The sequence below is a fragment of the Parahaliea maris genome (genome assembly GCF_008064665.1).
GTDB lineage: Bacteria > Pseudomonadota > Gammaproteobacteria > Pseudomonadales > Halieaceae > Parahaliea > Parahaliea maris.
Map to the genome: position 1 here is coordinate 403,005 of NZ_VRZA01000003.1, position 17,861 is coordinate 420,865.

Genomic DNA, 17,861 nt, shown 5'->3' on the forward strand with positions numbered 1-17,861 from the left:
CGATCGGCGCCGGCGGCGGTGACCTTTCGCTCCCGTAGGGAAAAGACAGGAAGAATGTTATGGCAGGTTTACGTACCCGTGCCGGCAGCCTCTGTGCTGCTGGATTGCTGGCGGCCCAGATTGCCGCAGCGGTCGCCGATGATGGCACCAACCTCTCCGCTACACCCACCACTGACGAAATCGTGCTGCAGAACGGCTCCCGCATTCTCGGCACCGTGACCGCCACCCGCGACGGGGTGGTGACGGTGGAAACCGAATTCGCCGGGACCCTGAAAATCGCCCAGGACAAGATCCAGTCCATGCAGACCCGCGAAGCCGTGGTCATGAAGCTGCGGGACGGAACCGTGGTCGAGGACCAGCAGGTCGTGGTGCAGGACACGGAGTTGGTGCTGCCGCCCTCGCTGGTTCCCGCGGCGCCCTACTCGCTGGCGGATCTGGCGGTCATGAACCCGCAGCCCTGGGAGCTGGGCGATGGCTACCGCTGGACTGGTCTGGCGAGTGCTGCCCTGACCATCGAGGATGGCAACACCGATACTGAAGAGTTCGATTACAAGCTGGAATCCGTGTGGCGCAGCCTCCGTGACCGTTTTACTGCCAAAATGGTCGGCGAGGTGGACGAGGCCAATGGCGTCAAGAATGCCGAGAACTGGAAGGCCAACGGCAAGTACGACTACTTCCTGAAAGACCCGACCTACTACACCGGCATGGTTGGCGCCGCCGAGGCGGACAAGTTCGCGGACCTGGATTTGCGGTATTACATCGGTCCCTACCTGGGTCACCAGTTTTATGAGGAACCGGTCCTCACGCTCTCGGGCGAAGTCGGTGCGGTGTACGTGAATGAGAACTTCATCGTTGCCGACGACAAGGAATACCCCGGTTTGAACTGGACCGCGAACGCGACCAGCAACATTCTGGGGGGGGATTCGCGGCTGTATTTCGATCACAACGGCATCCTCAACCTCGATGACGCCAGTGACCTGATCATGAATACTACCTTCGGCCTGGCCTTCCCGCTGATGTTCAGCATCGAGGCTGCAGCCGAGGTGTTGCTCGAGTATGACAGCGGTGTTCCCCCGGGCGTGGAGGAAATGGACCAGACCTACCGTTTCCGCGTGGGCTACACCTGGTAATCAGTGCTGGCTGCGGCGTACGGCTGCTGCCAGTTGCTCCAGCAGCGGCGCCGTATCATCCAGTGACAGGCAGGCGTCGGTGATGCTCTGGCCGTAGGTCAGGGCATCGCGTGCCGCCATCGGCTGGTTGCCCGCCACCAGGTGGCTCTCCAGCATCACCCCGCGAATGGCCCGTTGGCCCTGTTCCATTTGCTCGCACAGGCTGAGCACAACGTCTCGCTGGCGCACCGGGTCCTTTTCGCTGTTGCCGTGACTGCAGTCGACAATGACCGAGGCGGGCAGGCCTTTGGCCGCCAGCGCCTCGGCGGCTTCCTGTATCGCAGCGGGGTGGTAGTTGGGTCCGGTATCACTGCCGCCGCGCAGAATGAGATAGCAGTGGGGATTGCCGCTCGATTGCAGCACCGCCGGAGTCCCTTCCTTGGTCAGTGACGGAAACCAGTGGCTGTGGCTGGCACTGCGGATGGCGTCTATCGCCACCCCGGTCTTGCCGCTGGTGCCATTCTTGAAGCCGACCGGCATGGACAATCCCGAGGCCAGCTCCCGGTGTACCTGGCTTTCCACCGTGCGCGCGCCGATGGCCCCGAAACTGACAAGGTCCGCGTAGTACTGGCCAAAGGTCGTGTCCAGGAACTCGCTGGCGGCGGGCAGGCCCAGGTCGGCAATGTCCAGCAGCACCTGGCGCGCCAGGTGCAGGCCCTTGTTGATGTGGAAGCTGTCATCCAGGTCCGGGTCGTTGATCAGCCCTTTCCAGCCAATGACGGTGCGCGGCTTTTCGAAGTACACCCGCAGCACCGGCACGATGGCATCCTGCAATGGTTCGCACAGGGCCTTGAAGCGAGTGGCGTAATCCCGCAGCGCGGCGGGGTCGTGCACCGAGCAGGGGCCGGCGATCACCAGCAGGCGACGGTCGTGGCCGGCCAGAACGGCTTCGATTTCCCGCCGGGCACTGGCGATCAGGTCTGCCTGGGCCTCGGGCAGGGGCAGTTCTTCCTGCAGGATCCAGGGCGTGATCAGGGGCTGGGCCCGGCTGATACGAATATCGTCAGTGCGTTCTGTCATGGTGGAGTACCGGCCACTGGGTGGGGCGGGCATTGTGGCCCAGGCCGCGCGGGCCGGGCAAGCTTCCGCTTCAGCCTCCCGCGGCGGACTCCTCCCGGCGGCGTACTTGCAGGGCTTGCTGGATTGCCTGCACCTGGCTTTCACTCATGGAGATTTTCAGCGCCAGCGCCAGCGACACCAGCAGCGCAGGGAGCACACCCAGGCCCAGCGCGTAGATCAGTCCCGTGAGGGTATCCTGTGGCACCTCGCCGGGCAGGGCGCCGGCCTGTAAACCGATCACGTCCAGTACCAGGCCTCCATAGAGGGGGCCGACAATCGTGGCGGATTTATTGATCAGGTTGATCATGGAGAAAAAACCGGCTTCCTGGCGCAGGCCGTGGGAGAGTTCATGCTCGTCGGTGATGTCGGCCACCACTGACTGGGTGTAGATGCTGCGCAGCAGGAAGAAGTACATGAAAAAGAGCATGAACAGGAAGTTCAGCGCAAAGACCAGGGTGCCGTCATTGTCTGGCAACAGTCCGGCGAGTTTGAGCGGGTACAGCCAGAGGCAGTTAAGGATCATGCCGGCCATCGACCACTGCACCAGCCGGTGCTTGGGAAAGCGTCGCCCGAGAGGCCCCATGCTCAGCATGACCAGGCTGATGGCGATGATGCTGGGCAGGGAAAGAATGATGGAGGACTCACCCGGGGAAAACTCCCAGAGGTAGGTCCAGACCAGCATATTCAGGCTGATGATAACGCCGTAGGCGGCCATGCAGGCAAACTCGTAGCCGATCAAGGTGCGAAAGCGTCGATTCTCCAGGGTGCGAAGCAGGTCGCGGGTGAGCGCTCCGAGGCCGCGCCCGTTTCTCGGTACCGGTGCGCTGCGGGAGGAGCGAATATAGCGGCGTGTGCCGAATGTACACAGGGTGGCAGCCAGCCAGACGGCAGCGCAGCTGAGCGCGCCATACCAGGGGTAGTTGCTGGCGATAAAGCGGCCGTCCACGCCGCCCGCGGTGGGAAAGATCAGCAGCAGGCCGGCGGCCGGCAGCAGCACGGAGAACAGGAACAGGAAGCCCAGTCGCGTCCCCAGTATCTGGCTGCGCTCGTGGTAGTCGCTGGTGAGCTCGGCGGACAGGGCGAGGTGGGGAATGCAAAAGGTCGTGACGAATGTGCGTACCCACAGGGACCAGAACAGCAGCCATGCAGCGAGCACACCCTGTGACGCGACCACGGCCGGCGGTGGGCTGAACAGGCCGATAAAGCCAAGGCCCAGCGGCACGATGCTGAGGGCCATGAAGGGATGGCGTCGGCCCCAGCGACTGCGCAGGCGGTCGGACAGGGAGCCCACCAAGGGGTCCGACACACTGTCCCACACCAGGCTGAGGGCAATAATGGCGCCCGTGACAGTGCCGCCAAGGCCCAGCACCTGGGTGTAGAACAAGAGGATGAACATGGCATAGGCAGATTCCTTGGCCGCGTACACCGCGCCACCACTGCCGTAAAAAAACCGTGTACGAAGGTTGATCATGTAGGGCGCAAGCCTGTCGGGCCGCCGGTCAGGGCCTCGGTGTTATGGTGTCCGGTCTTGGTGTTGGAAGCGTGCCGTTACCCGGGTGGTTGCCCGGGCACGGGCGAATAGTGAAGATGCTGCGGCAGACAGCTGAAAGCAACCTGAAACGTTGCCCCTGCACTGGGCTCTCCCGGGGTTTGCCGGGGTTTGCCGGGGTTGCCCTGGATAGGCGAGTGGATGGCGTAAGCGCCATCCACCCCAGGCGTCAGCGTGAGCCCTTGATCAGGCTGCGAAAGCGGTCGGCCAGCGTTTCGTGCTTGTAGTCGGTGAACTCGCCGGCATCCATGAACATGCCGTGCTCGTCGCAGACCTCGTACCAGATGTGAGTCTGCTTGGGGTCAGAGGCTTTCTCCATATCCTTGCCGCAACGCGGACAGGCTATGTCTTCCACGGTATCCCACTTCTTGCCTTCGTCCGGTTTCCCGGTATCCAGGGCGTCTCCCATCCACTTCGCTTTCAGTTCATCTGCCTCGCCCGTATCGAACCACAGACCCTGACAGTTGGTACAGCGATCGATGGTGACGCCGCCGTAGCCTACTTCTTCCATGCCGTGTCCACACTTTGGACACTTGATGCTGTGTACCTCTGGGTTGTATTCCATCTGGATTCCCCGGAAAAAAATTGACATCGAGTCGGGGCTCTACCCCGGCACTCCCGAGTCTAGCTCAGCCATATGCGTTTGTCCCGCTCTCCGCGGCCCCAGTGCGAACCCATTTGCAGTGGCGTTACATTGCCGCGTAGGCCGGGGCCGGTGTGGCGTGGAAATTCAGCTACGTTTCATCGGGAGTGGTATCATTGGCAAATCAACTGGTACGATAGTACCAATTAAAGATGGGAGAAAATCATGCGCTGGTTAATTCCCGGCCTGCTGGGCGCTCTGGTCCTGGTGGCCCGGCCGGCCCTGGCGGAAGCCGACCTCGAGCGCGGCAAGGCTTTGTACGCCACCTGTGCCACCTGTCACGGTGCCGACGCCGGTGGCAATGTTGCCCTGCAGGCACCGCGACTCAACCACCTGCGGGAAGTGTACCTGGTAGAGCAGCTGGGGAAATTCCGCAGCGGACTGCGCGGCGCTGAGGGGGCATCCGTGCAGGCCCGGCAGATGGCTCCGATGGCTGCCACCCTGCCCGACGAGCAGGCTTTGCTGGACGTCGCCTTCTATATTGCCTCACTCGACAGTGCGGTGCCTGAGGGTACTGTAGAAGGCGATGTGGCCATGGGGGCGGACTACTACAACCAGTTCTGTGGCGCCTGCCACGGGCCCACTGCCGAGGGCAATGTGGCGCTGAACTCCCCGGCCCTTGCCGGCAGTGACGACTGGTACCTGATGGCTCAACTCAAGGCTTTCCGGGACGGTAGCCGCGGTGCAGTAGCGGGTGATCGTACCGGCCGGCAGATGCGGGCCATGGCGGCGGTGCTGCCGTCGGAGCAGGCCCTGGCCGACGTGATCGCCTTTATTCAGTCGCAGGCGGAAGCGTCGGAGTGAAACCCCTGCGCCTGATGGCAATGTTGCTGGCACTGGGTGCCAGCGTTGCGTGGCCCGCCGCCGGCGCCGGTGGACGTATCCAGCTGAACAATGACTGCCCGCCGGGCTTTGAGCTGAACACAGGTCACTGCGAGCTGCGCAGCCTGTACCAGATGTACCCCTCGCTCCAGGATGCCGGCGTTGGTGGCCTCAAGACCGGGCTGCCGGAATACCGGGACGGGTTCAGCCCCCAGCAGATTGACCTCGGCCGCTACCTGTTCTTTGATCCATTGCTGTCGGCGGGCGGGAGCCAGTCGTGCGCCAGTTGCCACCAGCCGGACAAGGGCTTCGCCGATGGCCTTGGTCGCAGTATCGGCCACAACGGACAGCAGCTCACGCGTTCGGCGCCGAGTCTGTGGAATGTGGCGTTCCTGAAAAGCTTTTTCTGGGATGCCCGGGCCAGCACCCTGGAAGAACAGGTGCAGGGCCCTCTGTACCACCCGGCTGAAATGGCCAATGATCCGGTCAGGATGCTCGCCGACCTGAATGCCAGTGCTGCCTATCTCGAGCTTTTCGGCGTTGCTTTTCCGGCCGTGGATATAGCCGGTGAAGGCATCGGCCTGGATCAGGTGTATACGGCACTGGCGGCCTTCGAAAGCTCACTGGTCTCCCTCAATAGTCGCTACGACCAGTACGCCCATGGCTACGCCGACGCCCTGTCCGAGAACGAAAAAGAGGGCCTGAATATCTTCCGCTCCTTTGTGGCGCGCTGCGCCGAGTGTCACACGCCGCCGCTGTTTACCAACCAGCAGGTGGCGGTGCTGGGGACACCCGAGCCGGAAGGTATGCCCTTTGATCCCGGTGCCGGGGCGGTTGGCGACCCGACCCAGCGCGGCGGTTTCAAGGTGCCATCACTGCGCAACATCGAACTGACCGCACCCTACATGCACTCGGGCCGCTTCGCGTCCCTGAAAGAGGCGGCGGAGTTCTACACCCTGGGGCGTGGCCACGCCGTGCCCGAGGGCGAAGACCTGAAGATCCACTGGCATATCTGGGAGCCCAATCTCAGTGACACTGAACTGGACCGGCTGGTGGATTTCATGAAGACCCTGACGGACGAGAGTTTCAAACCGCGGGAGCCCGAATTGCTGCCTTCAGGCCTGGCACCCGTACACCGTAGTAATGCTCGCGGGGGCGAGCTGACAAGTGGAGAGCACAACAATGAATAAGCTGGTAGTGACAGTGGGGGCCCTCGCCTTGTTGGCGGGGGGTTTCTACCTGGGTCAGTCGCGGGCGCCAGCGCCCACGGTCATCAAAGTCAACAGCGAACCGAAGGCGGCTTTCACGTCCGGTGGCGCTGAGGAGGTTGCCGCTGCTGCGACTGATGCGGGCGCGCGCAACTGGGAGACCCCCACCTCGGGCGAACTGATAGTGGTCAAGGACGGTGAGTCCATTCAGGAGGCGGTTGCCGCCGCCAGCCCTGGCGCCGTGATCAAGGTAATGCCCGGCACCTACAAGGAAACGGTCTACATCGACAAGGACAACATCACGCTCTCCGGTGTGATCGAGAAAGGCAAGTACGCGGTGCTGGAAGGTGAGGGGGTGCGCAACGACGCCATCCTGTACTCGGGCAACGGCGTCACCGTAGAGAACTTCTACATCACCCATTACAAGGGCAACGGGGTGATGGGTCAGGCGGGCAACAACTTCATCATCCGCAACAACATCGTGGTGGATACCGGGGTGTACGGTATCTTCCCCCAGCTGGGCAAGAACGGCATCGTGTCCCACAACATCCTCTCCGGTATCGAGGATGCTGCAATTTACGTCGGTATGTCCGACAACGTGGATGTTGTGCACAACGAGGTGTTCGAGAGTGTGGCCGGTATCGAGATCGAGAACAGTCGCAAGGCGCTGGTGGAGAACAACTACGTCTATGACAACACCGGCGGCATCCTGGCCTTCATTACGCCCGGCCTGCCCATCAAGAGCTGCGGTGACGTGATCATTCGCAATAACTTCGTGGTGAACAACAACCACGAGAACTTCGCTATTCCGGGGTCGCTGGTGTCCAACATCCCGCCCGGTACCGGCGTGCTGGTGATGGCCTGCGACGATGTCGTGATCGAGGGCAACATCATCTCCGGCAATGACTCGGTGGGTATTACCTTCACCAATTTTGATCTCGCCAGCAGCGCCGCCAACGACCCGGATTCGGAGCCCAACCCGAACCGTCCGGTGATTCTGAATAACATCATGCACAGCAACGGCGAGAACCCGGCGCCGGCCGTGCGCGCGATCCTGGCCGCCATGCTGGAAACCACCGGGCCGGACATCGTGGACACGGTGGGTATGGAAGACGGCTGCATACTCAACCCGGAGCGCTTCCGCACCATTGGCCTTGGCAAGTACACCGAGTGTGAATTCGACACCACCATGAACGTGGCGAGCTACACCCTGCCGGAGCGCGTGCCGCCCCGCAACAAGGAGCATATGGAAACTGGCAAGCTGGTGTACTACGGCATCTGCGCCGGTTGCCACGCCTACAATTCCCGCATGATCGGACCGCCGACGCAGATTCTCCAGGCGCTTTACATGGACAACCCCGACGGCATTGTGGCCTACGCCAAAAACCCGGTGAAAAAGCGTGAGGACTACCCGGAGATGCCGCCCCAGTCCCATCTCGACGATGAAAGCCTGAAGGCCGCGGCGGAATTCATGCTGCAGGTCAGCAAGTAGTCATTGCGGGATTGCGGCATGCCCTGAACGGTGTGCCGCAAGCTGCTTCTATCCTGGCAAGGGCGGTCTTCGAGCGCCGCCTGCAACTCTCTAGAACGCGTAGCTCATGTAGAGTGTGGGTCCCTGGTAGGTGATATCCAGGCTGGATTCCACATGGCCACCCTCGTGCGTTATCTCCACGGATACGGCCTGGTAGCCCAGTCCTACGGCCAGGCGTTTGGTTAGCCGGTAGTCGGTGGCCACGTTGGCGTAGAGGTAGCGTCCGTCCCAGGCGTCAATATTCGCCGATAGCCAGCCAAACGTACCGTAAACGGCCCAGCGGGGGGAGAACGCATAAATGCCGTGCAGGCGCAGGTTGGGCAGTGGGGCGAGCAGGTCGTCGGTGGTGGAGGTGCGCAGTATCGAGGCGTCGTCGACGTTCAGCTCACCAGTGAACTTTATTTCGTAGTCAAAGGCGTGAATACCGCCCCCTACCTGTAGTTCGGCCCGCTCGGATTTGTACACGCTGTACATAACGTCCGCGATGTAGGCGTTCAGGTTGAGTTCCGAGCTCAGGCTGGCGCCCGCTTCGAATGTCTGCCCGTTGAATTCAAAGCTGCGTTCCACGCTGTCCCGGCCATCGGCTTTGAAGACATTGGCATTGAGGGCCAGCGACCAGCGTTCGCCAAAGCGCCAGCGATACCCGGCGAGCCAGCTGACATAGTCGCTATCGGCCCCCAGGTCGTCGAGTTTGACGTTCCGGCCCGCTTGTCCATTGCGTCGTGCGCCAATGCTGGGGTCGGACTCCTGGAAGTAGGCTCCGGCCAGGAAGGTGTGCCGGTCGTCGAGGCTGGGATGCAGCGACTCTGCCAGCGACGTTGCCGGTAGCAGGGTGGTCAGCGTGAAGCTTAGCGTGAGCGCGGTAGCAAAGGGCTTGCTGAGACTGGTCTGGAACATCCCCTGTATTCTCCCGGTTATCTTTGGTTTCTACAGTACCGCTGGAGCTGGAGCAGGTGTTCGGGCCGGAATCCTGCTGCCATTCCGGGACGAGTGTACCTCAAAAACGGGTGTTGGCATCGGGCAATGGTGGGGTGAGTTGTGGCTTCCCGCTTTGCGCGGAAGGGCTGGGTGAGGTGGAATTGGTGTTGTCATAAATGACAATTCGCTGACGAATATGGCAGGAATGCAAGGTGGTTGGCTTGCGGTGCTGTGATTGTTGGAATGTAAAAACATAATAAAAACAATGGGATAATCCTTATTTGTGCCTGTTGTTCAGGGTTGGCACAGCCATTGCTATTCACCTGGTGATTGTTGATTGCGTCGTCATCTGCGGCGCGTGGTTGCCCGCGGTTGGGCATTGCATGGCAAAGAAGGAAGTCCTGTGGACATCGATCCCGTTGTATTGGCGCGTATCCAGTTTGCCGCCAATATCAGTTTTCATATCCTGTTTCCCGCCATATCGATTGGCCTGGCTTGGGTATTGCTCTATTTTCGCTGGCAGTTCACCCGCACCGCCAACCGTGACTGGGAGCACGCCTACATCTTCTGGGTGAAAGTCTTCGCCCTTACCTTCGCCATGGGCGTCGTCTCCGGTATCACCATGAGTTTCCAGTTCGGTACCAACTGGCCCGGCTTTATGGAGAGAGCGGGCAACATTGCCGGGCCCTTGCTTGGCTACGAGGTACTGACCGCATTCTTCCTCGAGGCGTCCTTTCTCGGGATCATGCTGTTCGGCAAGGACCGCGTATCCAATCGCATGCACCTCCTTGCCAGTTTCCTGGTGGCGTTCGGGACCACGCTGTCGGCCTTCTGGATCCTCAGCCTGAATTCCTGGATGCAGACGCCGGCCGGTTATCGCATCGAAGATGGCGTGTTCATGGTCGAAAGCTGGTGGGCGGTGATCTTTAATCCCTCATTCCCCTACCGCCTGGTGCACATGCTGCTGGCCTCGCTGTTGACCACCGCCTTCCTGATAGCCGGGCTCAGTGCCCTGCGCATGCTGCGCGGGCTCGGTGGCCCCGGCACCCGCAAGGTGCTCAAAACCGGTGTGCTGCTGGCGGCCGTGGTGGCGCCACTGCAGATCCTCTCTGGCGATTTGCACGGGCTCAATACCCTCGCTCACCAGCCGGCCAAGGTGGCGGCAATGGAGGCGATCTGGGACACCGAAGCGGGGGCCCCGTTCACGCTGGTGGCATTGCCGGACGAGGCCAGCCGCAGCAATCGCCTGGCCGTGGAAATCCCCTATGCTGCGAGCCTGATCCTTACCCACCGGGTCGACGGCGAGGTACAGGGTCTCAATGACTTTGCGGGGCAGCATCCCCCGGTGGCACCGGTTTTCTGGGCCTTTCGTGTGATGCTCGGGATCGGCATGGCCATGCTGGTCAGCGCCTGGTGGGCGGCCGCTGTACTGTTGCGTCGGCGGGAGCCGGGCCGGCCGTTGCTCCGGGTTCTGTCCCTGATGACGTTCTCCGGCTGGCTGGCGGTACTGGCGGGCTGGTATGTCACCGAGATCGGCCGCCAGCCGTGGATTGTCGAAGGCTTGCTGACGGTTCAGGATGTGGCGGCAGACCACAGTAGCGCGACCCTCTCGGGCACCCTGTTTGGCTATGTAATGCTATATGTGTTGTTGCTGGCCGCCTACATCGGCGCGGTACGCAACCTGTCCAGTAAGCCGGCCGAGTCTCAGCGCACTATCGCGGTGGGTGAGTTGGCTGCCGTAGCGGGAGGGGCGTGAGATGGAATATTGGCTGCCTGTTATCTATGTTGCTGCCATGGGCCTCGCGCTGCTCATCTATGTGGTCCTGGATGGCTATGACCTGGGCGTGGGCATGCTGCTGCCCTTCGCCGACGAGTCGGAGAAAGATCTGATGATTGCATCGATCGGCCCGTTCTGGGATGCCAACGAAACCTGGATTGTGCTGGGGGTGGGCGTCCTGCTGATCGCCTTCCCGGCAGCCCATGGTGTGGTGCTGACCGCCCTGTACCTGCCAGTGACGATCATGCTGTTCGGCTTGATCCTGCGCGGTGTGGCGTTTGACCTGAGGGTGAAGGCCGGCGATCACCGGCGCACGCTGTGGAATCGCGCATTCTTCGGCGGCTCACTGGTGGCGGCGCTGGCACAGGGGTGGATGCTGGGGTCTTACGTGACAGGCCTGCAGGGCGGTACGTTGGGCCTCCTTTTCTCCGCCCTGATCGCCCTGACCCTGCCGGCGCTGTACCTGCTGCTGGGCAGCAGCTGGCTGTTGATGAAGGCGGAGGGCGAACTGCTGGAAAAAGCCACTCGCTGGGCCCGGTTGTCGCTGCTGCCCATGGGGCTGGGGCTGTTGTTGGTCTCCATTGCCACACCGCTGGTCAGTGAGCGTATCGCCGACAAATGGTTCAGCCTGCCCAATCTGTTCTACCTGGTGCCAATTCCGCTGGTGTGTGCCCTGGCATTCGTGATCATGGCCTATCACCTCGCGCGAATCGGCCGGCTGCGGGCGCTGCCCTGGGTGCCTTTCGCCGCCTGTGTGGCGATCTGCGTGATGGCCTCGCTGGGGCTGGCCTACAGCGTATTTCCCGATATCGTGATTGGCCGGATGACCATATGGGAGGCCTCGGCATCCGTCGCGTCACTGCAGTTTACCCTGGTGGGTGTGGTGATCACCCTGCCGCTGATCCTGTTCTATACCGTTTATGTCTACCGGGTCTTCCACGGCCGGGTGACCGAATTGACCTACCACTGATACGACCGAGGTGACGCCATGAGCAAGCCGTTTAACTTTGAGGTGAATCTCGATTGTCGGCCGGAAGTCCTGGCCTTCTTCGACGAGGACACCAATACCTTTTCCTACGTAGTCAGGGATCCGGGCTCCAGCGCCTGCGCCGTGGTGGATTCGGTGATGGAGATCGACTACGCCGCCGGCCGCCTGAGCTACGAGGGTGCCGACAAGATCATCGCCTATATCCAGCGTGAAGGTCTCGAGCTGCAATGGCTGATCGAAACCCATGTCCACGCCGACCATCTCTCCGCCGCGCCCTATATCCAGGAGCAGCTGGGCGGACTCATCGGTATAGGCGAACATATCGTCACGGTGCAGGAGACTTTCGGCAAGATATTCAACGCCGGCACCGGGTTTCAGCGCGATGGTTCGCAGTTTGATCGCCTGTTTGCCGATGGTGACTCATACTTCGTCGGCAACATGGAGTGCCACGCGATGCACACGCCGGGGCACACCCCTGCGTGCATGACGCACGTGATGGGGGATGCAGCCTTTGTGGGAGACACTCTCTTCATGCCCGACGGCGGCACGGCCCGGGCCGATTTTCCCGGAGGGGATGCCCGCACGCTGTACCAGTCGATCAAGCGTGTCCTGTCGCTGCCCGACAGCGTGCGCCTGTTGATGTGTCATGACTACATGCCGGATGGGCGGGCTGTCGAGTTCGAAACCACGGTGGTCGCAGAACGGCGGGAAAATATCCATGTGGGAGGCGGCATCAGCGAAGACAATTTCGTCGCCATGCGCGAAGCGCGGGATGCCACCCTCGGCATGCCGCGCCTGATCCTGCCGTCCCTGCAGGTAAATATGCGCGCGGGACACCTGCCAGAGGGCGAGGACAACGGCACCGTCTACCTGAAATTACCCCTGAACGTACTGTGACGCGAGGGAGGAGAAGACCATGGACATGAAAGAACTCGATAGCGGGCTGACCGTATCCGGGCAGCTGTTACCCCTGGACCTGGCGGCGCTGGCCGACCAGGGTGTGCGCGACATCATCTGTAACCGGCCCGATGGCGAGGGTTCCGACCAGCCCAACTTCGCCGAGATCGAGCGCGAGGCCCAGGCACTCGGTATGGCCGCACATTACCTGCCGGTGACCAGCGGAGCCGTCACCGATGAACAAGCGACGCAGTTCGGCGCCCTGTTGCGCGAGGCGTCGGGCCCGGTCCACGCCTACTGCCGTACCGGCATGCGCTCAACCACCCTGTGGGCGCTGTCCCGGGGTGGCAGTGACCTCTCCCTCGAAAGGATCCTGCTGCGGGCCCGGCAGGCGGGCTACGACATGACCGGTGTGGCCGCCCGCGTCGCCCACAGTGGCGTGAGTCCGGGCGAGATGGTATTGACCCGCTACGACGTGGTGATCGTGGGCGGTGGCGCGGCGGGTATCGCCTGTGCCGCGAGTCTGCGAGAACGGGACAAGGGGCTGTCGGTCGCCATTATCGACCCCGCCGATGTGCACTACTACCAGCCTGGCTGGACCTTTGTCGGTGCGGGGATTTTCAAGCCCGCGAAAACCGCACGCACCATGGGTTCGCTCATTCCTTCCGGTGTCGACTGGATCAAGGCGGCCGTCGCGGCCTTTGATCCAGAGCATAAGTCGGTTGTACTGGAAGGGTGTCGTCTGGTCCAGTATCGCCAGCTGGTGGTCGCGCCCGGGCTCAAGCTGAACTGGGAGGGTGTGGAAGGTCTCGTCGAGACGCTGGGGCGCAATGGCGTGACATCCAATTACCGCTATGACCTGGCGCCCTATACCTGGAAGCTGGTACAGGAGCTGAATAGCGGCCGGGCCCTGTTTACCCAGCCTCCGATGCCCATCAAGTGTGCGGGGGCTCCGCAGAAAGCGCTTTATCTCTCGGCGGATTACTGGCGGCGGCAGCAGCGCCTGAATCGTATCGATGTGGAGTTTTATAACGCAGGCGCGGTGCTGTTCGGGGTACCCGAGTATGTGCCGGCCCTCATGCGCTATGTCGAACGTTATGGCGCAGCGCTGAACTTCCAGCACGAGCTGTTTCGCGTGGACGGCGAAAGGAAAACCGCCTGGTTCCGGAGGACTACCTCGGAAGGCGAGGTAGAAGTGGTAGAGCGTACCTTTGATATGATTCACGTGGTGCCGCCGCAGATTGCACCGGACTTCGTGCGCGCCAGCCCCCTTGCGGATGACGCAGGCTGGGTGGACGTCGACCAGTTCACGCTGCAGCACAAGCGCTATGAGGATATCTGGTCCCTGGGGGATGCGATGAATGCATCAAACGCCAAGACCGCTGCCGCTGCACGTATGCAGGCACCGGTGGTTGCCAACAATGTCCTGCACGCCCTTGGCGCCGCATCTGGTATCGCCAACTACAACGGCTATGGTTCCTGCCCGCTGACGGTGGAGCGGGGGCGAATCGTACTGGCAGAATTTGGCTATGGCGGTAAGCTGCTGCCCATTATGCCCCGCTGGCTGATCAACGGTACCGAGCCGAGCCGGATGGCCTGGTATCTCAAGGAGTGGATGCTGCCGCCTATTTACTGGCGGGCCATGCTGCGCGGCCGTGAATGGCTGGCGAAGCCAGTCATCACCGAGGGCTGATTGCTTGGAGGTGTCGAACATTCGCCTGGCAAAATTCCTGCCGCCCCTGGTTTGGGCACGTCACTACAGCCGGGAAACACTGCTGAACGACTCCGTGGCGGCGGTTATCGTTACCATCATGCTGATCCCCCAGTCGCTGGCCTACGCCCTGCTGGCCGGGTTGCCGCCGCAGGTGGGCTTGTACGCCAGTATGCTGCCGCTGGCGGCCTATGCCCTGCTGGGTACCAGCCGTACCCTCTCGGTTGGGCCGGTCGCCGTTGTCTCGCTGATGACGGCCTCGGCGATTGGAGAACTGGCGGCACCGGGTAGCGAGGCCTACCTGGCCATTGCGGTACTGCTGGCCCTGATGTCCGGCCTGATGCTGTTGCTGATGGGCGTGTTGCGGCTGGGCTTCTTTGCCAATTTTCTCTCTCACCCGGTCATTTCTGGCTTTATCACGGCTTCGGGCCTGGTCATTGCGCTGAGCCAGCTGAAACACATCTTCGGTATACAGGCCCATGGCGACACCGTGTTGTCGCTGGTACCGGACCTGCTGCGCGGCCTGGGGCAGCTCAACATGCCGACCTTCCTCGTCGGGGGTGGCGTGCTGGCTTTCCTGTTCTGGACCCGGCTCGGCCTGCCGGGGCTGCTGGAGCGGATGAAGATGCCGGCTCTGCCTGCCAAGGTACTGTGCCGTGCGGGGCCGGTGTTCGGGGTGATCGCGACCAGCCTGCTGGCTTACTGGCTGAAACTCGATGAACAGGGCGTAGCCCTGGTGGGTGACGTCCCCGCGGGGCTGCCGGCACTTTCACTGCCCGCCGTGGCAGGCCTGCCCTGGCGCGAGCTGTGGGTGTCGGCCCTGTTGATCTCCCTGATCGGCTTTGTTGAATCGGTGTCGGTGGGGCATACCCTCGCGGCAAAACGGCGGCAGAAGATCGACCCCGATCAGGAGCTTATCGGCCTGGGTGCTGCCAACCTGGCCGCCTCCGTTTCTGGCGGTTACCCGGTCACGGGCGGTTTTGCCCGCTCGGTGGTGAACTTTGATGCCGGTGCGGAAACGCCGGCGGCGGGACTGCTGACGGCAGTCGGTATAGGCCTGGCTGCCCTGTTTTTTACACCGTACCTGGCGTGGCTGCCTACAGCTACCCTGGCGGCTACCATTATCGTTGCGGTGCTGTCACTGGTGGACTTTTCCATTATTCGGCGTGCGTGGAACTACAACACAGCCGATTTTGCGGCGGTCAGTATGACCCTGCTGGTGACACTGCTGCTGGGCGTCGAGGCCGGTGTGGCCTGCGGAGTGCTGGTGTCACTGGGTATGCACCTGTACCGCAGCTCCCGGCCGCATATGGCGGTCATCGGTGAGGTGCCGGGTACGGGCCATTACCGCAATGTCGATCGTCACGAGGTACTCAAGCGGTCGGACCTGCTGCAGGTACGAATCGACGAGAGTCTGTATTTTGCCAATGCCAGCTACGTGGAAGACAGGCTCATGGCCCGGGTGGATAGCCTGCCGGAGTTGCGCCACGTGGTGCTGCTGTGTGCAGCCATCAACGAGATCGACCTGAGCGCGCTGGAAGTGCTGGAGTCCATCAATGAACAGCTGGCCGATCGCGGCGTCTCCCTTCACCTCTCAGAGGTCAAGGGGCCGGTCATGGACCTGCTGCGCAGCACGCATTTTCTGCAGGCGTTGAGTGGCCGCGTATTTCTTTCACATCACGATGCCGTGAGTCGTCTGACGCGAGAGCTGGAAGACGAGCGGGATCAATCGGTACTTAACTGGGAGATTTGAACCATGCAGGAATTGCCACACCACTACCGGGTTACCGCCAGAGCCGGTGATTCAGGCAATGTTGTACTTTGCAGTGAGGGGCTCGATGACATGGCCACCGCACCGCCGGCGGAATTCGGCGGCCCGGGTGACCTGTGGTCGCCGGAGTCGCTGCTGGTGGGCGCAGTGGCGGACTGTTTCGTGCTGACCTTCCGCGCGGTGGCGCGTGCATCGCGGCTGGACTGGGTTTCCCTGGACTGTGCGGCCGAGGGCGTGCTGGAGAGGGTCGATCGGGTCACGCGCTTCACCCGCGTGGAGTTGGTGGTCAGCCTGCGAATACCTCAGGGTGGTCCGGTGGAGCAGGCGGAGCGTCTCCTGCACAAGGCGGAGGCGGGCTGCCTGATTACCAATTCAATGACCTGTGAGGTCGCGCTGGCGTGCACCGTGGAGGAGAGTGACTGACACACGTTGTCAGCAGGTCGCCAGCACGTAAACTAGGCGGATGCTCATTGCCACCGATTCATTGAACGCCACCGCCCTCGGCCACATGCTGGAGGGTTTTGACTGCCCGGCAATTCTGGTGGCGTCCGATTACCGGATTCTCGCGACCAATACCGCCTATCGCGAGGCCTTTGGCGAGCTGGAACTGGAGCCGGAACAGGCACACCACTGCTTTCGCGTATCTCACGGCTACGATGTACCCTGTGACCAGGCGGGAGAGGCCTGCCCGCTGGCCGCCGCTACGTCTTCCGGGCACAAGGAGCGTGTGCTGCACGTACACGAGACGCCCCGCGGCCGCGAGCACGTCGATGTGGAAATGCTCCCCATCTACGATGCCCGGCAACAGCTCCAGTTTTTTGTAGAGCTGCTGAAACCGGTACCGCTGGCCAGTGGTTCCCTGGGCGACGTGGAAATGGTGGGTAGCTCTGCCGCTTACCACCGGATGCTTGCACGGATTACCCGGGTGGGCCCCACGGATGCCTCGGTACTGCTGCTGGGGGAGTCGGGAACGGGCAAAGAGCTGGCGGCGCGAGCGATTCACATGGCCAGCGCCCGTAAGCATCACGCGCTGGTCACCCTGGAGTGTTCCGGCCTCACCGACACCCTGTTTGAGAGTGAGCTGTTCGGCCATGTCAAAGGGGCCTTTACGGGGGCCCACTCATCGCGAAAGGGGCTGGTGGAGCTGGCCGATGGCGGCACCCTGTTCCTCGATGAAATCGGCGATGTGCCCCTTCATCTGCAGGTCAAATTGTTGCGTCTACTGGAGACAGGCACGTTTCGGCGTGTCGGCAGCACGGACTTGCAGGCGTCGGACTTTCGCCTGGTCTGTGCCACCCATCGCGATCTGCCGGCAATGGTGGAGGAGGGCTCATTTCGCAGCGACCTTTACTACCGGATCAACGTATTCCCCATCCACATGGCGTCGTTGGAAGAACGCCGACAGGATATCCCGCAGCTGGCCCAGTTGTTACTGAAGCGCCTGGGCAAGGGCAAGAAATACCGCTTGACCGAGTCCGCTGTCCAGCTGCTCTGCCAGCAGCGCTATCGGGGTAACATCCGTGAGTTGCGCAACTTGCTGCAGCGCGCCCTGGTGATGTCCGATACCAACCTGCTGGACCGCAAAGTTATCGCCGAGGCGCTGCTGGATAGCGATACCGCGCAGGCCCGGGTGTCCGCATCACCGGCTGCAGCGGACTGGGTTGATCTCAAAACTGCGGAAGCACGCTATCTCCAGACCCTGATGGCCGCGCACGGCAACGATAAAAGCCGTGTGGCAGAAATTGCCGGCATCAGCCTGCGCTCCCTGTACCGCAAGCTGGATGCACTCCCGGAACAGGACTGAGCGAGCACTCACCT

15 protein-coding genes are annotated in these 17,861 nt (G+C 62.0%); 11 read left to right on the forward strand and 4 right to left on the reverse strand.

The annotated features are described in order from the left end of the window. Positions 1–59 precede the first annotated feature (59 nt). Entirely contained in the window at positions 60–1,130 is a 1,071-nt protein-coding gene (locus FV139_RS10230; protein ID WP_148068334.1) for a DUF481 domain-containing protein, read from the forward strand. On the opposite strand, the gene FV139_RS10235 is transcribed toward FV139_RS10230, so the two are convergent. From FV139_RS10235 to FV139_RS10245, 3 genes are all read right to left on the reverse strand, one after another. After that, complete coding sequence (locus FV139_RS10235) at positions 1,131–2,189, reverse strand: 3-deoxy-7-phosphoheptulonate synthase (protein WP_148068335.1); 1,059 nt, start codon at positions 2,187–2,189, stop codon at positions 1,131–1,133. A 70-nt stretch (positions 2,190–2,259) separates the two neighbouring features. Further along, the gene (locus tag FV139_RS10240) at positions 2,260–3,699 is read right to left on the reverse strand and encodes an MFS transporter (protein WP_148068336.1); all 1,440 of its coding nucleotides are present in this window, start codon (positions 3,697–3,699) and stop codon (positions 2,260–2,262) included. A 247-nt stretch (positions 3,700–3,946) separates the two neighbouring features. Further along, a complete protein-coding gene (locus tag FV139_RS10245; RefSeq protein ID WP_148068337.1) occupies positions 3,947–4,342 on the reverse strand; it encodes a zf-TFIIB domain-containing protein in 396 nt (131 codons plus the stop codon). Between the two features lie 243 nt (positions 4,343–4,585). On the opposite strand from FV139_RS10245, the gene FV139_RS10250 reads away from it, so the two are divergent. The 3 genes from FV139_RS10250 to FV139_RS10260 are packed head-to-tail and all read left to right on the forward strand — an operon-like array spanning position 4,586 to position 7,942. Next, on the forward strand, positions 4,586–5,224 hold the full coding sequence (locus FV139_RS10250) for a c-type cytochrome (RefSeq protein WP_148068338.1): 639 nt from the start codon (positions 4,586–4,588) through the stop codon (positions 5,222–5,224). Further along, positions 5,221–6,432: a cytochrome-c peroxidase gene (locus FV139_RS10255; RefSeq protein WP_407946814.1), complete on the forward strand. Its 1,212-nt coding sequence runs from the start codon at positions 5,221–5,223 to the stop codon at positions 6,430–6,432. The genes FV139_RS10250 and FV139_RS10255 overlap by 4 nt, the downstream gene beginning before the upstream one ends. Beyond that, on the forward strand, positions 6,425–7,942 hold the full coding sequence (locus FV139_RS10260) for a parallel beta-helix domain-containing protein (RefSeq protein WP_148068339.1): 1,518 nt from the start codon (positions 6,425–6,427) through the stop codon (positions 7,940–7,942). Before FV139_RS10255 ends, FV139_RS10260 begins: the two co-directional genes overlap by 8 nt. A 90-nt stretch (positions 7,943–8,032) precedes the next feature. Here the strand turns inward: FV139_RS10260 and FV139_RS10265 are convergent, their stop codons facing one another. Beyond that, positions 8,033–8,878, reverse strand: a complete 846-nt coding sequence (locus tag FV139_RS10265) for a hypothetical protein (protein WP_148068340.1) — start codon at positions 8,876–8,878, stop codon at positions 8,033–8,035. Between the two features lie 424 nt (positions 8,879–9,302). On the opposite strand from FV139_RS10265, the gene FV139_RS10270 reads away from it, so the two are divergent. The 7 genes from FV139_RS10270 to FV139_RS10300 are packed head-to-tail and all read left to right on the forward strand — an operon-like array spanning position 9,303 to position 17,847. Beyond that, the gene (locus FV139_RS10270) at positions 9,303–10,655 is read left to right on the forward strand and encodes a cytochrome ubiquinol oxidase subunit I (protein WP_148068341.1); all 1,353 of its coding nucleotides are present in this window, start codon (positions 9,303–9,305) and stop codon (positions 10,653–10,655) included. 1 nt (position 10,656) lies between these two features. Next, complete coding sequence (locus tag FV139_RS10275) at positions 10,657–11,646, forward strand: cytochrome d ubiquinol oxidase subunit II (RefSeq protein WP_148068342.1); 990 nt, start codon at positions 10,657–10,659, stop codon at positions 11,644–11,646. 18 nt (positions 11,647–11,664) lie between these two features. Next, a complete protein-coding gene (locus tag FV139_RS10280; protein WP_148068343.1) occupies positions 11,665–12,561 on the forward strand; it encodes an MBL fold metallo-hydrolase in 897 nt (298 codons plus the stop codon). A 19-nt stretch (positions 12,562–12,580) separates the two neighbouring features. Then, complete coding sequence (locus FV139_RS10285) at positions 12,581–14,254, forward strand: bifunctional protein tyrosine phosphatase family protein/NAD(P)/FAD-dependent oxidoreductase (protein WP_148068344.1); 1,674 nt, start codon at positions 12,581–12,583, stop codon at positions 14,252–14,254. Between the two features lie 10 nt (positions 14,255–14,264). Continuing rightward, entirely contained in the window at positions 14,265–16,025 is a 1,761-nt protein-coding gene (locus FV139_RS10290) for a SulP family inorganic anion transporter (RefSeq protein WP_187276478.1), read from the forward strand. A 3-nt stretch (positions 16,026–16,028) separates the two neighbouring features. After that, positions 16,029–16,466 carry an OsmC family protein gene (locus FV139_RS10295; RefSeq protein WP_148068346.1) on the forward strand — a complete coding sequence of 146 codons (438 nt, stop codon included), beginning with the start codon at positions 16,029–16,031 and terminating at the stop codon, positions 16,464–16,466. Positions 16,467–16,506: 40 nt separating this feature from the next. After that, a complete protein-coding gene (locus FV139_RS10300) occupies positions 16,507–17,847 on the forward strand; it encodes a sigma-54 interaction domain-containing protein (protein WP_148068347.1) in 1,341 nt (446 codons plus the stop codon). The last annotated feature ends 14 nt before the right edge of the window (positions 17,848–17,861 follow it).